We start from the raw sequence: 17,980 nt of genomic DNA on the forward strand, positions 1-17,980 counted from the left end.
GATAATAAAACTTTTTCATATATGTTGGATATAACGAAAGTGCCTTCTCCCTGCTACGTCATGGAAGAAGATTTGCTCAGGAAGAACCTGAGCCTGATAAAGAGTGTGGCCGACCGTGCCGGTGTGGAAATCATCATGGCATTCAAGGCATTTGCCATGTGGAAGTCTTTCCCGATTTTCCGTGAGTACATCCGTTATACTACAGCCAGTTCGGAATATGAGGCCCGTCTGGCGTTCGAGGAATTCGGAAGCAAGGCCCATACCTATTCGCCGGCCTATACCCCCCAGAATTTTCCGGCTTTCCTGAAATACAGCAGCCATATCACCTTCAATTCACTTTCGCAGTTCGAACGTTTTTACCCGGAGACAAAAACTTGTTCCGAGCATATTTCCTGTGGCATACGCATAAATCCGGAATATTCCGAGGTGGAAGTGGAACTGTATAATCCGTGTGCGCCGGGTACACGTTTTGGAATTACTGCCGACCAGCTTCCCGAGCGTCTGCCGGAAGGAATAGAAGGGTTTCATTGCCATTGTCATTGCGAGTCCAGTTCGTATGAACTGGAACGTTCTTTGGAACATATTGAGAAGAAGTTCTCACGCTGGTTTTCCCAGCTGAAATGGCTGAACCTGGGGGGAGGGCATCTGATGACCCGTAAGGATTATGATGTGGAGCATCTTATCAGACTGCTGAAAGGGCTGAAAGAACGCTATCCGAATCTGCAGATTATATTGGAACCAGGTTCAGCCTTTACCTGGCAGACCGGTCCGCTGGTCGCGTCGGTAGTGGATATAGTGGAGAACCGCGGTATCCGGACGGCTATTCTGGACGTAAGCTTTACCTGCCATATGCCCGACTGTCTGGAGATGCCGTACCAGCCTAAGGTGCGCGGTGCAGAAAGCCTGCCGGCCGATGCGGTGAAGTCGGCACCGATGGAAGAGCATGTATACCGGCTGGGGGGGAACAGTTGCCTGAGCGGAGATTATATGGGAAGCTGGCGGTTCGACCATGAACTGCAAGTAGGCGAGCGGATTGCCTTTGAAGACATGATCCATTATACTATGGTAAAGACAAACATGTTCAATGGCATACATCATCCTTCTATTGCCCTACTACATAGTAACGGGGAGCTGGAAGTGTACAGGACATTCCGTTATGAAGATTACAGAGACAGGATGTGCTGATGATATGATGCTTTTTGTGAAAAAAAACGCTCAAAGTTTTGGAGATTTCGGAAAAAGAGCTACCTTTGCACTCGCAATCGGGAAACCTATCACGGTTGTTTAAGAGAAAGGCGGAAATAGCTCAGTTGGTAGAGCATAACCTTGCCAAGGTTAGGGTCGCGAGTTCGAGTCTCGTTTTCCGCTCGAAGCACAAGGAAGATTTGCGCGAAAATGCCCAGGTGGCGGAATGGTAGACGCGCACGTTTCAGGTGCGTGTGTCGAGAGGCATGCAGGTTCGAGTCCTGTTCTGGGCACCATTTGCAAATCTTTCTTTTTTCTTGGAGGAATGGCGGAATTGGTAGACGCGCCACTTTGAGGGGGTGGTGACAATTATGTCGTGTGAGTTCGAGTCTCATTTCCTTCACATGATATGCGGAAATAGCTCAGTTGGTAGAGCATAACCTTGCCAAGGTTAGGGTCGCGAGTTCGAGTCTCGTTTTCCGCTCAAAGCACAAGGGTGACTTGTGTGGAAAATGCCCAGGTGGCGGAATGGTAGACGCGCACGTTTCAGGTGCGTGTGTCGAGAGGCATGCAGGTTCGAGTCCTGTTCTGGGCACCATCTTTGCGGAAATAGCTCAGTTGGTAGAGCATAACCTTGCCAAGGTTAGGGTCGCGAGTTCGAGTCTCGTTTTCCGCTCCCCCGTAAAATATTCTTTTTTAGTTGCGGAAATAGCTCAGTTGGTAGAGCATAACCTTGCCAAGGTTAGGGTCGCGAGTTCGAGTCTCGTTTTCCGCTCGGAATGGAAACCGGCTGATGTCGGTTTCTTTTTTTATCGATTCGCTTGTTTTTTATTCCATAAGTTTGATATATTTGCGCCTGCAATATAAAACGTTCATAGATTATGAAGACATTCGATATTTATTTTTCTGATGAAACATCCAGTGATAATAAAGGGTTTTCGATCAAGACCGAAGAGAAGGCCATCCATATGGCGGAAGATATGTTGCTGAAAGGTACCGGATTTGTGGAGGAATACCGTGGCGGAGAAATTTCTGTAGTGGATTCCGACGGAGTCAAGGTATGGAGCAAGCCTATTCCGAAGGTGAAGTGACAAGCGGTTCTAGTTCTAACGTTTTTTTAATCATAAATATGTTCTCGGGAATTGTAGAAGAGTATGCAGAAGTGGTGAAGGTGGTCAAGGATCAGGGAAACCTGCACCTCACGTTAAAGTGTTCATTTGTGGATGAACTGAAAATAGACCAGAGTGTTTCGCATAACGGGGTATGCCTGACGGTGGTAAGCATCCAGGACAGTACGTATACCGTTACGGCCATGAAGGAAACGATAGAACGTTCCAACATCGGTCTCCTGAAACCGGGCGACAAGGTGAATGTGGAACGCAGTATGATGATGAACGGTCGGCTGGACGGTCATATCGTGCAGGGGCATGTTGACCAGACTGCCGTATGTACGGCTATCGACGATGCGGAAGGAAGCTGGTATTTTACGTTCAAGTATGATTTTGATCCGGAGATGGCTAAGAGAGGATATTTTACGGTGGACAAGGGTTCGGTTACAGTGAACGGGGTCAGTCTTACCGTATGTAACCCTACCGAAAATACGTTTCAGGTAGCCATTATTCCCTATACTTACGAACATACCAATTTCCATACATTGAAGGTAGGGAGTGTGGTGAATCTGGAATTTGACATTATCGGCAAATATTTGAGCCGGATGATGCAGCTTACCGGTAAATGAAGTTCTGTCGTTTGGTATAAATGAAAAACGGATGCCTTGAAAGGCATCCGTTTTTTGTCTTATTTGATGTGTTGCCTGATTTTTTCCAGATAGGCGTGCATCCGTTCGCCGTCTTTCTTGTTGATAATGTCGAGCAGCTCGTTCAATTCGGTCCGGATACCTTCTACCTGAGCAGGAGTACGTGGATTGAACAGAATTTCCTGAAGCAGGAAATCATCTTCACTCAACACTCCTTTGGCGATAGCCATGTGGCGCTTGAATGTGGTTCCTGGTGCATCCTGATGTTTCATTACTGCTGCAAAAGCAAAAGTTGAAACAAACGGGATAGACAATGAATAGGCAACGGTTTCATCGTGCTCTTCGAACGTATATTCAAAAATGTTCAGTCCCAGCCGCTGGTAGATATCCTTGAAGAATATCTTGCCCAGATGGTCGCCTTCCTTGATAATGATGGCATTTTCGGTACTCAACTTATCAAGGTTGGCAAATGTAGGTCCGAACATCGGGTGGGTCGATACGTAACGGAATCCGCTGTTGTCATAAAATTCCTTCAGTCCCGTCTTGACCGAAGCTATATCACTGATGATACAGTCTTTCGGAAGCAGCGGGAGGACTTGCCGGAAAGCGTCAAGAGTGTATTTTACCGTAGCTGCATTGATGACCAGTTCGGGTTTGAATTCCCTGATTTCTTCGGGATCGGTAAACCGGTAGCAGTTATACATGAAACGCAGGCGTTGCGGATTTACGTCGTATACGGCCACTTCATGTTCGAAACTCAATACATCGGTAAAGAAGGAGCCCATCTTACCGGCTCCCATGATTAATATTCTCATATTCTTATACAGCTTTTATGCTTGTTTATTTGTTGATAATTTCCAACTGCTGGCGGACACTTTCTTCATGGATTGCTTCGAATACCTGTTTGATGAAATCGGCATCCATTCCGCAAAGTGATCCCTGAGCACCACGTTTGTCGAGAATCTCGTTATAGCGGTTGGTCTGGAGTACGGTCATGTTATGTTCTTTTTTGAATGTACCTATTTCACGGCAGACACGCATCCGTTTTGCCAGAATATCCATCAGCTCATTGTCACATTCATCAATCTGGCGGCGCAGGTCATTCAGGTTTTCTGTTGTCTGATGCTCGGAACGGATGACCAGCAGATTCAGGATGTAGTCAAGAACATCCGGGGTTACCTGTTGTGAGGCATCGCTCCAGGCCTTGTCCGGGTTGCAGTGAGACTCAACGATCAGTCCGTCGAAGCCCAAGTCCATAGCCTGTTGGCAGAGTGGAGCTACCAGTTCACGTTTTCCGCCTATATGACTCGGGTCGCAGAGGATGGGCAGGTTAGGGATACGGCGACGCAGTTCGATAGGAATATGCCATTGCGGCAGGTTCCGGTAGATCTTTTTGTCGTATGAAGAGAATCCGCGGTGGATAGCTCCCAGACGTTTCAGTCCTGCGTTGTTGATACGTTCCAAGGCACCGATCCAGAGCTCCAGGTCCGGATTGACCGGATTCTTGATAAGTACAGGTACATCCACACCTTTCAATGCATCGGCGATTTCCTGTACGGCAAAGGGGTTAGCTGTGGTACGTGCACCGATCCACAGGATATCTATCCCGGCTTTCAGACATTCGTATACATGCTTTGCCGTAGCGACTTCTGTAGCTACATACATGCCGGTTTCTTTTTTCACTTCTTTCAGCCATGCCAGGCCTTCTACGCCGATACCTTCAAATCCTCCCGGTTTCGTACGGGGTTTCCAGATACCTGCACGGAATATTTTAATACCTTTGTCCGACAATTGACGGGCTGTTGACATTACCTGTTCTTCAGTTTCCGCACTGCAAGGGCCGGCAATGACCAGCGGGCGTTCCTTTGATACGCCTTCCAGTTCGATAGGTTGTAAATCGAGTTCCATAATCTTACGTTTTAGTTTATTTATATTTCAGTTTTTCTGTAGGTCAAGTGCCTTGATTCGTTTCAGGGCTTCAGCCAGTTTGTCTTCTTTGGCACAGAGGGATATGCGGATGTAGCGTTTGCCGTTGCTTCCGAATATGAATCCTGGAGTGATGAATACCCGTGCCTCATGCAGGACCTTTTCGGTAAGCTCTTCCACGTCATTGTACATGTCCGGAATTTTTCCCCAAAGGAACATTCCGACTTGTTCGGGGTCGAATGTGCAGCCCAATGCAGCCATAATCTCTTCGGCCAGTTTACGGCGGCGGCTGTATACGTTGAAGTTGGCTTCTTCATGCCATTCCGCACTGTTGTGGTAGGCTTGTGCCGCAGCCAGCTGCATGGGACGGAACGTTCCCGAATCGATGTTGCTCTTTATTTTCAATATCCATTGTACAAAAGTGGCATTTGTAGCCAGCAGGCCTACACGCCAGCCCGGCATATTATGGCTCTTGCTCATGGAATTGAACTCAATACAACATTCCTTGGCTCCCGGAATATTGAGAATGCTGATAGGCTTTCGGTTCAGGATGAAGCTGTAGGGATTGTCGTTTACAATTACGATATTATGGCGACGGGCAAAATCGACCAGTTTCTGGTACAGTTCGATTGTGGCGTTAGCTCCTGTCGGCATATTCGGATAGTTGGTCCACATAATCTTTACGCGGCTCAGATCCATTTTTTCCAGTTCATCAAAATCGGGTTGCCAGTGGTTGTCTTCACGCAGGTTATAGTTGACTATCTTGCTTCCCAGAATCTTGTTCAGTGAAGTATAGGTAGGGTAACCCGGATTCGGGACCAGTACCTCATCGCCCGGATTGACAAATGCCAGGGTTACGTGCAGGATACCCTCTTTCGAACCGATAAGCGGTTGGATTTCGGTTTTCGGATCCAGGTCGACGTTGTACCAGCGTTTGTACCAGTCGGCCATTGCCTGCCGTAGCTCCGGAATACCTACGGTTGGCTGGTATCCGTGGGCATCGGGTTTCCGGGCATTTTCGCACAGCACCCTGATGGTCTCTTCGGATGGGGGCATGTCCGGGCTTCCGATTCCGAGGCTGATTACATCCTTTCCTTCGGCATTCATCTGTGCCACTTCTTTCAGTTTCCGGCTGAAATAGTATTCGCTCACACTTGCCAGTCTGTCGGCCGGTTGTATGTTATAATGTTGATTTTCCTTCTGCATATTCTCCTAATATTTTAAGTGCTTTGGTGAGCGGTGTTACCGCATCTATAGCTTGTTTGTATCTCAGATAATCTTTGAACATCACGTCTACGTAGAACAGATATTCCCATTCACGTCCGATAATGGGCAGAGACTGGATTTTTGTAAGGTTGATGTTGTAGAATGAAAAGATGGACAAGACCTGTGAGAGGCTTCCTTCATTGTGGGGGAGTGAGAAAACGATATTGGCTTTGTTTATCTTGGAGCGGTCTTTCAGGTCGTCGGCTACCCAAGGATCGCAAATAATAAGGAAGCGGGTAAAATTATGTTTGTTGGTTTCTATTCCTTCCTGCAGTATTTTCATTCCGTACAGTTCGGCCGCATATTTGGAACAGATGGCTGCATGTCCTTTCAGGTGCTTTTCCTTGATGGCCTGCGCGCTGCCTGCGGTATCTTCCTTTTCCACGATTTTCAGTTCGGGGTGATGCATGAGGAATTCTCTGCACTGCGCCAGTGCCACCGGATGCGAATTGACTTCTGTCAGGTCTTTCCAGTCTTCTTCGGGCAGGCACATGATACTGTGGCTGATGCGCAGTTTATGTTCGCCGATAATGGTTGCGCCACTTGCACGGAGCAATTCATAATTGTGCAGCAGGCTACCGGCAATTGTATTTTCAATGGCTACAGCACCGATTATATTGTTGTCCTTCCTCATCTGTTCGAAAAGGTCTTCGAATGTATCACAGCAGATCAGTTCGATTTCTTCACCTTCGAAAAACTTGTGGGCGGCAATGTCATGGTATGAGCCCGGAACACCTTGTATAGCTACTCTTTTCATTTGTCTTTATTTATTCTTAAAAAAAAATCCCACTTCATCATGAAGCGGGATTTTGATATATAGGTTTATAAATTTTTCATTTCAGAACACATGCAAACTCCCGCTTCACTTCATTGCTAAAGTAAAAGTAAAAGAAGAAAAAGAAGAAGTATGTTGCAAATGTTTTCATAACTACTATTTGTTAGCTTTACGGATGCAAATGTAATACTTTTCCTGAAAAAGTAACGGTTTGGCTGCAATTTTTTTTTAAAAAGTTGGATATAGCAGATTAAACAGGGCCTTATCAGTAAATGTTGGAGGGTTCCGGACGGTTAAAGTTGTCGTAATTCCCGTTGATCTGCTTTTCACTATCCGGATTCAGTTCGATGGCCTTTTTCATATCTTCTATCGAACCGTCTTTGTCTCCTCTCAACAGCCGGGCACGTCCGCGTTCCTGGTAGAGGTGCGGATTTTGTGGCATAAGTTCCAGGGCTTCCGTATAGAGTTCAGTAGCCTGGCCGAACTTTTTCTGTTCGATGAGCATTTCCCCTTTCAGCAGATAGGCTTTTTCATTGAACGGATTGATTTCCATAATGCGTTCGAAACAGCTGTATGCTTCTTCAATTTGTCCGTTGGCTGCCAGAATCTTTCCTTTCAGGATGAGAGCATCTTCTTCTTCGGGAGCAGTATTCTGCGCCAGGATAGCCTCGATATCTTCCATTGCGTCTTTAGCCTGCCTCATGTTCCAAAGTACTTCGGCACGGAGCAGATAAGCTGATGTGTAGTTTTCTTTACTCTGAATGGCTTTTGTAAGCATGACAATGGCTTGGATGTCATTGTGCATGGCATGGGCGGCTTTGCCGGCCAGGTAATAGGCTTCCGCATTCTTGTCATCCAGCTGCAGTGCCTTCTGGCATGCGTTGTCCATACTTTCATAGTCTTCCTGCATGTAGCACAGATTGGCCAGCGTAAGGAAGGCATTGATGTTTTCCGGATCTTTTTCTGTCAGTTTGTCGAGTGTAATCCGGGCGTCTTCGATGCGGTCGGAGGCCGCATAGGCCGCTGCGAGTAACTGCATGGTTTCTGTATCTTCGTTGAGGGCAAGTGCCTGTTCGAAGCACTTGATCGCATACGGAAGCTGATGCATGTTACGGGCACGGATTCCGTCGTATTTCAATATGTCGAAATTCTTTTTTTCCTGTCTGGACTGTTGTTCCTTTTGTGGTTCCTTACTGCCGAACAGGGATGATAATAAACCCATAATAGAATGTTTGAATAGTTAACTGTCTGCAAAGATAAACAGAAAAATCAAGGGTATTGCTCTGTTTGCTTAAAAGAAATTAGTATGTTTGCACAAAAGAACAAGAATAGAAAAACTGGAATATATGAAGAAGATTTTGTTTTTTGCCGTACTTCTGCTGGCTTGTAGTTCCATAAAGGCCCAGTATTTCTGTACCACGGAAGGTACTCAGTTGCAGTATGTAAATTATGATGATGCCGGGCAGAGTGTTTCGAACGAGACCATGACCGTGAGGAATGTAGTCCGCCATGATAATGTGACCGCACAATATATATCCAAAATTGTCAATACGAATTCGAAAGTAAGCTATACTCTGTTTGACTGGAGCTATGACGGTTTTCAGACTGTATGTCGGGAAGACCTGCTGTATGGTCCTTATATAGAATCGGATCTGGATCCGGCCAAATATGACAATACCGCCCGGAAGGTGATGGAGGATGAACGCAAATTCAAGGGGGATAACTCCTTTGTTATAAAGGATGACGCGAAAGGTGGAGAATCCATGCCCGACCGTTCTTATTCCCTTATCCAGAATCTGCTGAAGAATGATGTGAACATTTCGGGGGCTGCCTATATGGGGAATGAGACCGTGAGTACAACTGCAGGCAAGTTTACCGACTGTATCAAGATTTCTTATCTGAAACGGACGAAGATTGTATTGAAAAGCCAGACAGTCCGTGTCACCGAATGGTATGCGAAAGGAGTGGGTCTGGTCAAGTCGGAATCGTTCGACACAAAGGGAAAGTCGTACGGGAAGACGATTCTTGTCAAGATTGTAAAACCATAAATATTGGGTATTCTGATGATTGTAGGGCGTGAGCCTGATAAATCGGTTGGTTCATGAAAGAAGCTTTTTTCAAACTCCATCTTTCTGTCTTGCTGGCAGGAGGGACAGGAGTGTTCGGACGTTTGATAACGTTGAATGAAGGTTTGCTGGTGTGGTACAGGATGCTGCTGGCCACTGTGATGTTCTTTTTCATATTGCTTGTGCTGAAGAAGCTGCACAAGGTTTCATTCAAGGATATTCTTCGGATTTCGGGTGTGGGGATACTGTTGGCCATACATTGGTTGTTTTTCTATGGAAGCATCAAGGCTTCCAATGTCTCTATCGGTGTAGTGTGTCTTTCATTGATGAGTATCTTTACAGTTATATTCGAATATCTCATCGACCGTTATCGGGTATCGTATAAGGAAATCCTTTTCAGTGTGATAGGGGTATTGGGTATTGTACTGATCTTCCATTTTGATACCCGTTACCGCCTGGGGATTTTCCTGGGGGTTATTTCGTCGGCTATGGCCTCCTTGTTTACAATCAGCAACAAGAAGGTTTCGGCAGGTTTCCCCTCCAGTACCATGCTGCTGTATGAAATGTTGGGAGGATTTGTAGGGCTTTCTCTTTTCCTGCCGTTTTATCTGAAGTATTTTCCGGTACCGACCATACTTCCTTCCATGACCGATTTTATTTATCTGCTGGTTTTTGTTTCGGTATGTACGGTATGGCTCTATATTCTGCAGATACAGGTATTGAAGAAGGTTTCGGCTTTTACGGTGAACCTTACTTACAATCTGGAACCTATTTACAGCATTATTCTGGCTATGATTATCTTCCATGAGGCGAAAGACTTGAATTTCAGTTTTTATGCAGGGTTGGGGATGATTGTCTTTTCGGTTGTACTGCAGACGTTGAATGTAATCCGTAATGTACGTAAGGTAAAGAAGAAAGGTGACGCTGTATGAAAGATGGTCTGAAAGAGCGTATCGGGTGTTTGTTGGAACGGCTGAACGAACGTGTGTTCGGTAAGGAACATGTCATAGCGTTGACGTTGCTTTCGGCGGTTGCCGGTGAAAGTATTTTCCTGCTGGGTCCTCCGGGGGTGGCGAAGAGTATGGTGGCCCGACGCCTGAAGCTTGCATTCCGTCGGCGTGTGTCATTTGATTACCTGATGTCGCGTTTCAGTACGCCCGACGAGATTTTCGGTCCTGTTTCCATTTCCAGATTGAAGAATGAAGACCGTTTTGAACGGGTGACTGACGGGTATCTTCCGTCGGCTACCGTTGTTTTCCTGGATGAAATATGGAAGGCGGGGCCGGCTATACAGAATGCCCTGCTGACGGTTATCAATGAAAAGATATACAGAAACGGCAGTTTTGTGATGCATGTTCCGTTGAAGGGACTGGTTGCCGCTTCGAATGAATTGCCTGCGTCGGGTCAGGGGCTGGAAGCTTTGTGGGACCGTTTCCTGCTGCGTGTATCCGTTGAAGGAGTGGAAGATATCGCTGATTTTGACCGGATGGTCACTTCTTCCGACGAGAGTGAGCCGGAAGTGGGGGAGAATCTGGCTATAGGAGATGATGAGTTTGACAGATGGCAGGAAGAGATATGTAGGATAAAGATACATTATTCGATACTGGACGTGATCCATACACTGAAAGAAAAGATAGAAGAGTATAACCGGCAGCTTGACGATGACGGGACAGCATCGTCGCCATTGTATGTTTCCGACCGCAGATGGAAAAAACTGGTGAAGGTGTTGCGGACATCCGCTTTTCTCAACGGACAGGATGAAGTACATCTTTCCGATTGTCTGTTGTTGTCGTATGGTTTGTGGAATGAACTGGGGCAAATGAAGATGGTAGACGAAATGGTGCGTTCGGCTGTCGGTCAGAGTGTAGACGGATACCTGCTCGGACTGAAAGATATAGACCGTGATCTGGATTTCTTGAAAGGGGAACTTTCGTCCAGTGCCGCAATCCGTGAAAATCAGGATCCAGGGCTGCAACTGGTAGACAGTTACTATTACCAGATAGAACGGGTACGTCTGGCCGGAAAACTATTGATGTTTGCCTCCGATTACCAGTCGCTCGATGATACGGGAAAACTTTTTTACCTGCATAAGGATAAATATAAGACTCAATGTTATATATTGAAGAAATATGATCTGTCCATGCGCAACAAGGTTCCTCAGAAAAATATTTATTCATTGAAGAAAGGACGTCGGTCTGTCTTGATTAACGGGTATGAATATCCGTTGCTCTGTACACCGGACTGCCTTCCGTTGCCAGCGGTTGAAGCCGACCGGACGGAAGATGTTTCCGTTCATTTCCATAGTCTGGAGGAACGGATTTCCCGGACGGAGAATGACAGCAGGGAGTTGCTTGAACGGGAAGTCCTTTATAGCGGACAACACCTGTTCCTGAATGAGGAGCAGCGTGGTTGGATAAACGGAATGTTGCGTCATCGGCAAGCTGATATAGTGCAATATAGGAACGAATTGAATGAATTGAGACATGCATACCGGAAAGAGAAAGAGGAATATCCGACTGAAGGAACTGAAAACGATCTATTTGGAGGAACTTCGTCGCCGATGCTTTAAGCATTTGGAAGGAGCCTTACAGGAACGTACAGTCTTGCCGGGGGAGCTGGAGAAAGAGATCTGGAGTTATTATCGGAAGACGTCTCCTTCACTGCAGGAATTCTACTCCCGCTATACACCGGAATGGGAGTCTTTTTACGAGCATGAGTCATTGCTTCCTTCCGATTTCCTTGACTTTCTGTACCGGATGCAACCGATTTTCGGCAGACGCTATTCCTTACTGGAACTGGATGTAGCTTATTATATAGGGGAACTGGAGCGGTTTCCGCTGATGAGTGCTGAACGGAAACGGATTCAGGAACTTTTCCTCGACAAGTGGTACAGGCTGCTTACGGCAAAGGAGTTCGATTATCAGTATCATCATATAGAGACTCTTTGTGACGGTTTCCAGGTGTTGGATAAGGAGTATGGTCTGAAAACCGGTTCGGGCCTTACCGGCTCACGTATCCAATGGCTTTTGTTGAACCATCCACAGCTGTACCGCCAGGTTGTACCTTATGAGAAAGTCATGGAGAGAAACCGCCATATCAAGGAGCTTGTCCGTGTCTTGGGTAAACGGGGAAAAGGAAAGCCGGAACGGTTTGATTCATTGTCGGGGATACAGAGGGAAGAATTGGTTCACCAGACAGTACACAGTGATATCGAGGGCATCACTTTGGGTGACGACCTGAACCATCTGTTGCCTCTGGAGTATTGTTACCTGACGGATGATTCGTTTTATCCGGCATTTGTACAGCGGTATGTAGAGAAACGTCTGCAGGTATTCGATTGCCGTTCTCAGGAAGAGCAGTCTGCCGCATTACCCGGAAAAAAGCGGGTGAGCGGCCAAGGTCCTTTTATCGTTTGCCTGGATACTTCCGGATCCATGCAAGGGAAACGTGAGATTCTGGCCAAATCGGCTTTGCTGGCTGTAGCCAGGTTGACGGAGCGTACCCGGCGCAAATGCTATATCATTAATTTTGCTGAGGATATACATGCGTTGTTAGTCAAGGACCTGAAAGCCGACCTGCCCTTGCTGGTCGATTTCCTGAACCACCGTTTTGACGGGGGAACCAATATCGGTCCGGCTCTTGATGAAGCCATACGGATAGTACGGAGCAACGGGTGGCAGGATTCGGATATAGTGATGATTTCCGATTTTGAAATGCCTCCTGCCCCGGAGGAACTGATGAGGCAGATACTGGCTCTGAAGCATTGTGGCACATCATTCTATGCCTTGGTGTTCGGAACTACGCCTGAAATGGATTATCTGAATATCTGTGATCGTATGTGGAATATGGAAATACCTTAACTTTTCAGATAAAGGGATCCGTTTTTCTGTACAATCTCTTCTTCTGAGAGGAGGAAAGCAAATACTTTTTCCGTTTTGCTTTGTTCGAAATCCAGTCCGTTGATCAGGTCGTGAGGATTTCGTGGAGATTCTTTCAACCTGTTAACCAGTATTTCACGGATTTCTTCGAACTCTCCTTGCTTCAGACCCGATTCATGTTTCTGGAGGCATACGTCACATTGTCCGCAATTATGTCCGTTCTTCTCTCCGAAATAGCGTAATAACATGCGGCTTCGGCACACATGGTCACTGTCGGCATATTCCAGCATGGCCTTGATCCGGCGTTCATAGCTGGCTTTTCGGTCTTCATAGACTTCCTTGCTGAAATGGAGGCGGTCGGTTTCCTGCCTTTCACGGGTGTAGACGATGTAGGGGGTCTTTTTCCCGGGTATATAATGAAGAATATTCTGACGGGTTAATGATATCAGACATTCGTATACTTGCTGACGGGTAAGTCCGCTCCGTTGTGCCAGCAGGTCTTCATTGATGTATGCGTAATCACTGAACACGCCGGTATAGGAACGCAATATGATACGTAGCAGTTTTTCGGTGTCGGGACTGCCTTCGTTGATGCGGTAAAGTTCGTCACGCCGTAATGTAAACATCAGTCGGGAGTTGTTGTCCTGCTCGTCGGTATATTCCAGGTAACCGGCGCGTGTCAGAATTTTCAAGGCACTGTCTACCTGTACCGGAAAATGTTTGAAATTGTGACAGAATTCATCTATGTTGAACGCATAGGTGCGTCCCAATCCGTCTCCCATAGCCATCTGGTAGTAAAAATTGATGTGCTCATAGACCTGCCGGATGTATTCTTTTTCGGGGAAAGTGTCAGCCAATCTTTTTTTCAGGATTGTCTTGTCACTCCGGGCGTAGAGGAGTACGGCGTAAGATTTCAGGCCGTCACGGCCGGCTCTTCCCGCTTCCTGGAAGTAGGCTTCGGGAGAATCGGGGAAGTCGATATGTACAACCAGGCGTACATCGGGCTTGTCGATACCCATACCAAATGCATTGGTAGCGACCATTACCCGGGATTCGCCGGTCGACCAGCTTTTCTGCCGCTGGTCTTTCGTATCGTTGGTTAGTCCGGCATGATAGAATGTTGCCGTGATTCCTTCCTGATTCAGATACTGGCATATTTCTTTGGTCCGCTTGCGGTTACGTGTATAGACAATGGCGGAACCGCTTACGTGATTCAGAATATGAAGCAATTCTTCCTGTTTGTTTTCGGTTCGACGGACAATATACGCCAGATTTTTCCGTTCAAAACTCATCCTGAATACATTTTCCTTCTGGAAAGCCAGCCGTTGCTGTATGTCTGTGACAACTTCCGGAGTAGCTGTAGCTGTCAGTGCCAGTACAGGTATGCCGGGAAGTAGTTTACGGATGTCGGCAATCTTCAGGTAAGCCGGCCGGAAATCGTATCCCCATTGTGAAATACAATGTGATTCATCGACCGTAATCATACTTACCTTCATGCTCTTGAGCTTGATACGGAACATTTCGGTATCAAGTCTTTCGGGAGAGATATAAAGGAATTTGTAGTCTCCGAAAATGCAATTCTCAAAGGCTGTCAGGATTTCCTCCTTCGTCATTCCGGAATAGACCGCTACCGCTTTGATCCCTCTTTTTTTCAGGTTCTGGACCTGGTCTTTCATCAAGGCAATCAGCGGTGTGATGACCAGGCACAGTCCTTCATGGGCAAGTGCCGGAACCTGGAATGTTATGGACTTTCCTCCTCCTGTAGGCATAAGTCCCAAGGTGTCCTTCCCGCTTCCGATACTGTTGATAATATCTTCCTGAATGCCTCGGAAACTGTCGTATCCCCAATATTGTTTCAGTATGCTGAGATAGTCGGTCATATAGATGGTTTTCGGATAAATAAAGAAACGGAGGAACAATATTACCGTGAATGATTGTTTCTCCGCTTGAGATATCTTGCTTTAGTGTCTGCTCGGTTTTATGTCTTCTATCTGTAACTGGATTTCCCCTCGTTTGTGAGTATTTTCTTCGATGGTATAGCAGATATTGAAAGACTGTTTGGTCTTGATATATCGGACTTGCGAGCTTTGTCCGAAAGCTATACCGTTCATTACATTGTTCGACTTGTTGTCCACCAGTTCCAGTTTGATGTGCTCCTGATCCCGGCCTACGACCTTACTTGTCCCATAATCGTAAACGTTCAGGGTTGCAAAAACCGGTTTCGGATTATCAGGCCCGAACGGATTGAACTTTTTCAGGTCGAAGAAGAATTTCGGAGTGATGTCCCTGAAATCCAGTTGGGCATTGATATCAATTGTTGCACTGGTCTGTTCAGGGAGTATATGGTTGGTTACATATTCTTCAAACCTACGTGCGAATTCCGGTACATTTTCTATTTTCATGGAAAGGCCGGCAGCATAAGTGTGTCCACCGAAATTTTCCAGCAGATCACGGCAATATTCGATAGCCTTGTATACATCAAATCCGGATACTGATCGGGCCGATCCTGTTGCCAGGTTGTCTGTGCGTGTCAGGACTACGGCCGGACGATAATAGATTTCAGTCAGTCGGGATGCTACGATACCGATTACTCCTTTGTGCCAGGCTTCATTGTACAATACTACCGAACGGCGTTCCGAAAGATTGTCCAGTTGCTCTACAATCTTGTTGGCTTCTTCGGTCATGCTCTTGTCGAGGTCCTTACGGGTTTCATTGTATTGGTTGATCTGGTTGCTTTTTTCCAGAGCCGAATGGAAGTCCTTTTCTATCAGCAGGTCGACTGCTTCCTTTCCATTCTGGATACGTCCGGACGCATTGATGCGCGGACCTATCTTGAATACAATATCACTCATGCTTATTTCCCGGTCCGACAATCCACATACATCAATGATGGCCTTCAGTCCGATACTCGGATTTGAGTTCAGCTGCTTCAGTCCATGATAGGCCAGGATACGGTTTTCTCCCATAATAGGGACAATATCGGATGCTATACTCACGGCCACCAGATCCAATAGGGGAGTGAGCTGATGGAATTCGATGCCGTTGTTCATGGCAAAAGCCTGCATGAACTTGAAACCGACTCCACATCCTGAGAGATGATTGTAGGGGTATATTGAATCGAAACGTTTCGGGTTCATGATCGCAACGGCCGGTGGTAATACATCATCGGGAACATGATGGTCACAGATGATGAAATCGATTCCTTTTTCTTTTGCATAGGCAATCTCTTCCACAGCCTTGATTCCACAATCGAGCACGATAACCAGTTTGACTCCGGTTTCGTAGGCATAGTCTATTCCCTTTTTTGAAACTCCATATCCTTCGGTATAGCGGTCGGGAATATAGTATTCGATATTCGAATAGAACTGTTGAAGAAACTTGTAGACCAATGCGACGGCAGTTGTTCCGTCCACGTCATAGTCTCCGTAAACCAGAATACGTTCTTTCCTTCCCATAGCCTTATTGAGACGGTCTACTGCGATGTCCATGTCCTTCATCAGGAACGGATCATGCAACTCACTCAGCTGGGGACGGAAGAAGCGCTTCGCTTCGGCTGCAGTCGTGATTCCTCTTTCCTGCAGTAAGCGGCAAAGTATAGGGCTGATTCCTATTTCCTTAGCCAGGGCCCTGGCTGCTTCTCGTTGTTCTAGTGTAGGAGGTTGATAATTCCATTTGTAGTTCATTATATTATTTTTTTCTTTTTTCTGAATCTCCGGAAGTGCCCGGCGTTTTGTACATATTTTTGTATCTCTTACGTTGAGGCGGGCACCTATTACCCTAACTTAAATAAAAGTCAAGGTTATTCAATTCGTAAAGTTAGGAAAAAAGAAAGAAAAAAGCGGTTAATCCCTTATTTATTTTTCGGAATTAACCGCTTTTGTGTATGAAATACCTGAGGTATAAAATTACAGTCCTAATTTTTTTGCAATGTCGGCTGGTATTGCATCTTTGTGGACTAAGATGTTCAGAGTCTTGTATGCGGCGAATGCTTTGGAAGCATACCAGATACCTTTGTATTTGCCTTCAGTACCCCAAGAGTTCTTTACCATGTAATATTCTTTTCCGTTCTGATCTTTGGCGATACCATAGATGACCATGCCATGATCGTCGGTCGTTTCCCAGTTGTCAAAAGCTTGTTGGCGCATTTCCTGAGTTACCTTGATTTCCGGAAGAGGTTTGCTGGTAAGTTCCTTACGTTTGTCGGCTTTGCTCAGTCCCAACCAATGTGCCATGTCAGATCCGGTCAGTTCGGCACCTTTGTCGGCATCCGGGCATACAGCTACACCATCGCGGGTGAATCCTTGTTCGCTTACGTCGGCACCCCATGCAAAGGTATACCCGTTGTTGATGGCGTTATCCATTACTGCCATAAGCTCATCGATAGGGAGGTTGTATGAAAGGGCGTTACGCCAGTTGTCCTGAACCTCAATATTGAATTGTGTATAGAACGGATGGTGGGTAAATGAAGTGAGAGACACATAGTCATCCATGTTCAGGCCCAGCACTTCATCGGCAAATGTTCTCGGAGTATATGTCTTACCTTTGTAGGTAAATTCCTTCGGGCATACTCCCAGGTAGTTGTCGTAGATGGCAGTTACACCATTCTTCCATACGGGTGACAGCTTTTGTAGTTTCCCTTTGCCTATAGCCTGTACATAGGCTTCGGCTACAGCATCCAGCTCGTTGTGGTTAGGAAGTGAATCGCCGTACATGATTCCCGGCATTGCTTCCTGAGGAACCATACCATAGTTCTCATAGCAGTATACTATATCCTCAAAGCTTCCGCCCGGGCTGAATGAGGCGTCTCCGTGATAGCGTACATAATTTACGGCTCGGTCTTCCATGGTCTTGTGGACAACAAACATTTCCGACAGGTCAAAATCACCTTTTCCCAGACGGAGAAGTTCGGCTTCCAGAAAACCGATTGTTGAGAATGACCAGCATGTACTGGACTGGTTTTGGTCTTTGATTGAGGTAATGGGGTTTTCTTTTACAGTAGTGAAGACAAAGCCTTCTTCGGCTTTCTTCTTCGGACTTTTGGCATATACGTTGCTGAAGCATATACCCAATGCCAATAAAGCGATAAGTTTGTTCATTGTCTTTATGTATTAAGTTATTGTTTGATTTT

At 46.2% G+C, this 17,980-nt stretch carries 15 protein-coding genes and 7 tRNA genes; 14 read left to right on the forward strand and 8 right to left on the reverse strand.

The window, feature by feature from the left end; all coding sequences use genetic code 11:
* Positions 1–21 precede the first annotated feature (21 nt).
* From nspC to BQ7489_RS14505, 10 genes are all read left to right on the forward strand, one after another.
* Positions 22–1,185, forward strand: a complete 1,164-nt coding sequence (gene nspC / locus BQ7489_RS14460; protein WP_072531645.1) for a carboxynorspermidine decarboxylase — start codon at positions 22–24, stop codon at positions 1,183–1,185.
* Positions 1,186–1,295: 110 nt separating this feature from the next.
* Positions 1,296–1,368: transfer RNA gene (locus tag BQ7489_RS14465), tRNA-Gly, on the forward strand.
* Between the two features lie 29 nt (positions 1,369–1,397).
* Positions 1,398–1,481: transfer RNA gene (locus tag BQ7489_RS14470), tRNA-Leu, on the forward strand.
* A gap of 23 nt (positions 1,482–1,504) precedes the next feature.
* Positions 1,505–1,588: transfer RNA gene (locus BQ7489_RS14475), tRNA-Leu, on the forward strand.
* Between the two features lie 8 nt (positions 1,589–1,596).
* Positions 1,597–1,669: transfer RNA gene (locus BQ7489_RS14480), tRNA-Gly, on the forward strand.
* Between the two features lie 30 nt (positions 1,670–1,699).
* Positions 1,700–1,783: transfer RNA gene (locus BQ7489_RS14485), tRNA-Leu, on the forward strand.
* A gap of 5 nt (positions 1,784–1,788) precedes the next feature.
* A tRNA-Gly gene (locus BQ7489_RS14490) sits at positions 1,789–1,861 on the forward strand.
* A 26-nt stretch (positions 1,862–1,887) separates the two neighbouring features.
* A tRNA-Gly gene (locus BQ7489_RS14495) sits at positions 1,888–1,960 on the forward strand.
* A gap of 106 nt (positions 1,961–2,066) precedes the next feature.
* Positions 2,067–2,276: a hypothetical protein gene (locus BQ7489_RS14500; protein WP_072531646.1), complete on the forward strand. Its 210-nt coding sequence runs from the start codon at positions 2,067–2,069 to the stop codon at positions 2,274–2,276.
* 38 nt (positions 2,277–2,314) lie between these two features.
* Positions 2,315–2,923: a riboflavin synthase gene (locus BQ7489_RS14505; RefSeq protein WP_072531647.1), complete on the forward strand. Its 609-nt coding sequence runs from the start codon at positions 2,315–2,317 to the stop codon at positions 2,921–2,923.
* A 59-nt stretch (positions 2,924–2,982) separates the two neighbouring features.
* Here the strand turns inward: BQ7489_RS14505 and BQ7489_RS14510 are convergent, their stop codons facing one another.
* From BQ7489_RS14510 to BQ7489_RS14530, 5 genes are all read right to left on the reverse strand, one after another.
* Positions 2,983–3,756 carry a prephenate dehydrogenase gene (locus tag BQ7489_RS14510; RefSeq protein WP_072531648.1) on the reverse strand — a complete coding sequence of 258 codons (774 nt, stop codon included), beginning with the start codon at positions 3,754–3,756 and terminating at the stop codon, positions 2,983–2,985.
* A 25-nt stretch (positions 3,757–3,781) separates the two neighbouring features.
* A complete protein-coding gene (locus BQ7489_RS14515) occupies positions 3,782–4,849 on the reverse strand; it encodes a bifunctional 3-deoxy-7-phosphoheptulonate synthase/chorismate mutase type II (protein WP_072531649.1) in 1,068 nt (355 codons plus the stop codon).
* Positions 4,850–4,876: 27 nt separating this feature from the next.
* Complete coding sequence (locus BQ7489_RS14520) at positions 4,877–6,073, reverse strand: pyridoxal phosphate-dependent aminotransferase (RefSeq protein WP_072531650.1); 1,197 nt, start codon at positions 6,071–6,073, stop codon at positions 4,877–4,879.
* Positions 6,048–6,890 (reverse strand): prephenate dehydratase, encoded by an 843-nt coding sequence (locus BQ7489_RS14525; protein WP_072531651.1) that lies wholly within the window; start codon positions 6,888–6,890, stop codon positions 6,048–6,050. Before BQ7489_RS14525 ends, BQ7489_RS14520 begins: the two co-directional genes overlap by 26 nt.
* Before the next feature lie 283 nt (positions 6,891–7,173).
* Complete coding sequence (locus BQ7489_RS14530; protein ID WP_072531652.1) at positions 7,174–8,130, reverse strand: tetratricopeptide repeat protein; 957 nt, start codon at positions 8,128–8,130, stop codon at positions 7,174–7,176.
* 124 nt (positions 8,131–8,254) lie between these two features.
* Between BQ7489_RS14530 and BQ7489_RS14535 the strand changes: the two genes are divergently transcribed.
* From BQ7489_RS14535 to BQ7489_RS14550, 4 genes are read left to right on the forward strand one after another with little or no spacing between them, the layout of a single operon-like run.
* Positions 8,255–8,956, forward strand: a complete 702-nt coding sequence (locus BQ7489_RS14535) for a TapB family protein (protein ID WP_072531653.1) — start codon at positions 8,255–8,257, stop codon at positions 8,954–8,956.
* A gap of 53 nt (positions 8,957–9,009) precedes the next feature.
* Positions 9,010–9,906 (forward strand): DMT family transporter, encoded by an 897-nt coding sequence (locus BQ7489_RS14540; protein WP_072531654.1) that lies wholly within the window; start codon positions 9,010–9,012, stop codon positions 9,904–9,906.
* Entirely contained in the window at positions 9,903–11,543 is a 1,641-nt protein-coding gene (locus BQ7489_RS14545; protein ID WP_072531655.1) for an AAA family ATPase, read from the forward strand. Before BQ7489_RS14540 ends, BQ7489_RS14545 begins: the two co-directional genes overlap by 4 nt.
* Complete coding sequence (locus BQ7489_RS14550) at positions 11,458–12,834, forward strand: vWA domain-containing protein (RefSeq protein WP_072531656.1); 1,377 nt, start codon at positions 11,458–11,460, stop codon at positions 12,832–12,834. Before BQ7489_RS14545 ends, BQ7489_RS14550 begins: the two co-directional genes overlap by 86 nt.
* Here the strand turns inward: BQ7489_RS14550 and BQ7489_RS14555 are convergent.
* The 3 genes from BQ7489_RS14555 to BQ7489_RS14565 all read right to left on the reverse strand — a co-directional run bounded on the left by BQ7489_RS14555 (position 12,831) and on the right by BQ7489_RS14565 (position 17,948).
* Entirely contained in the window at positions 12,831–14,732 is a 1,902-nt protein-coding gene (locus BQ7489_RS14555; protein ID WP_072532214.1) for a RecQ family ATP-dependent DNA helicase, read from the reverse strand. The genes BQ7489_RS14550 and BQ7489_RS14555 overlap by 4 nt on opposite strands.
* Positions 14,733–14,813: 81 nt before the next feature.
* Positions 14,814–16,535, reverse strand: a complete 1,722-nt coding sequence (gene recJ, locus BQ7489_RS14560; RefSeq protein WP_072531657.1) for a single-stranded-DNA-specific exonuclease RecJ — start codon at positions 16,533–16,535, stop codon at positions 14,814–14,816.
* Positions 16,536–16,757: 222 nt separating this feature from the next.
* Complete coding sequence (locus BQ7489_RS14565; protein ID WP_072531658.1) at positions 16,758–17,948, reverse strand: C1 family peptidase; 1,191 nt, start codon at positions 17,946–17,948, stop codon at positions 16,758–16,760.
* Positions 17,949–17,980: the final 32 nt, after the last annotated feature.

Origin of the sequence: Bacteroides ilei (assembly GCF_900128495.1) — a bacterium.
Lineage (GTDB): Bacteria > Bacteroidota > Bacteroidia > Bacteroidales > Bacteroidaceae > Phocaeicola > Phocaeicola ilei.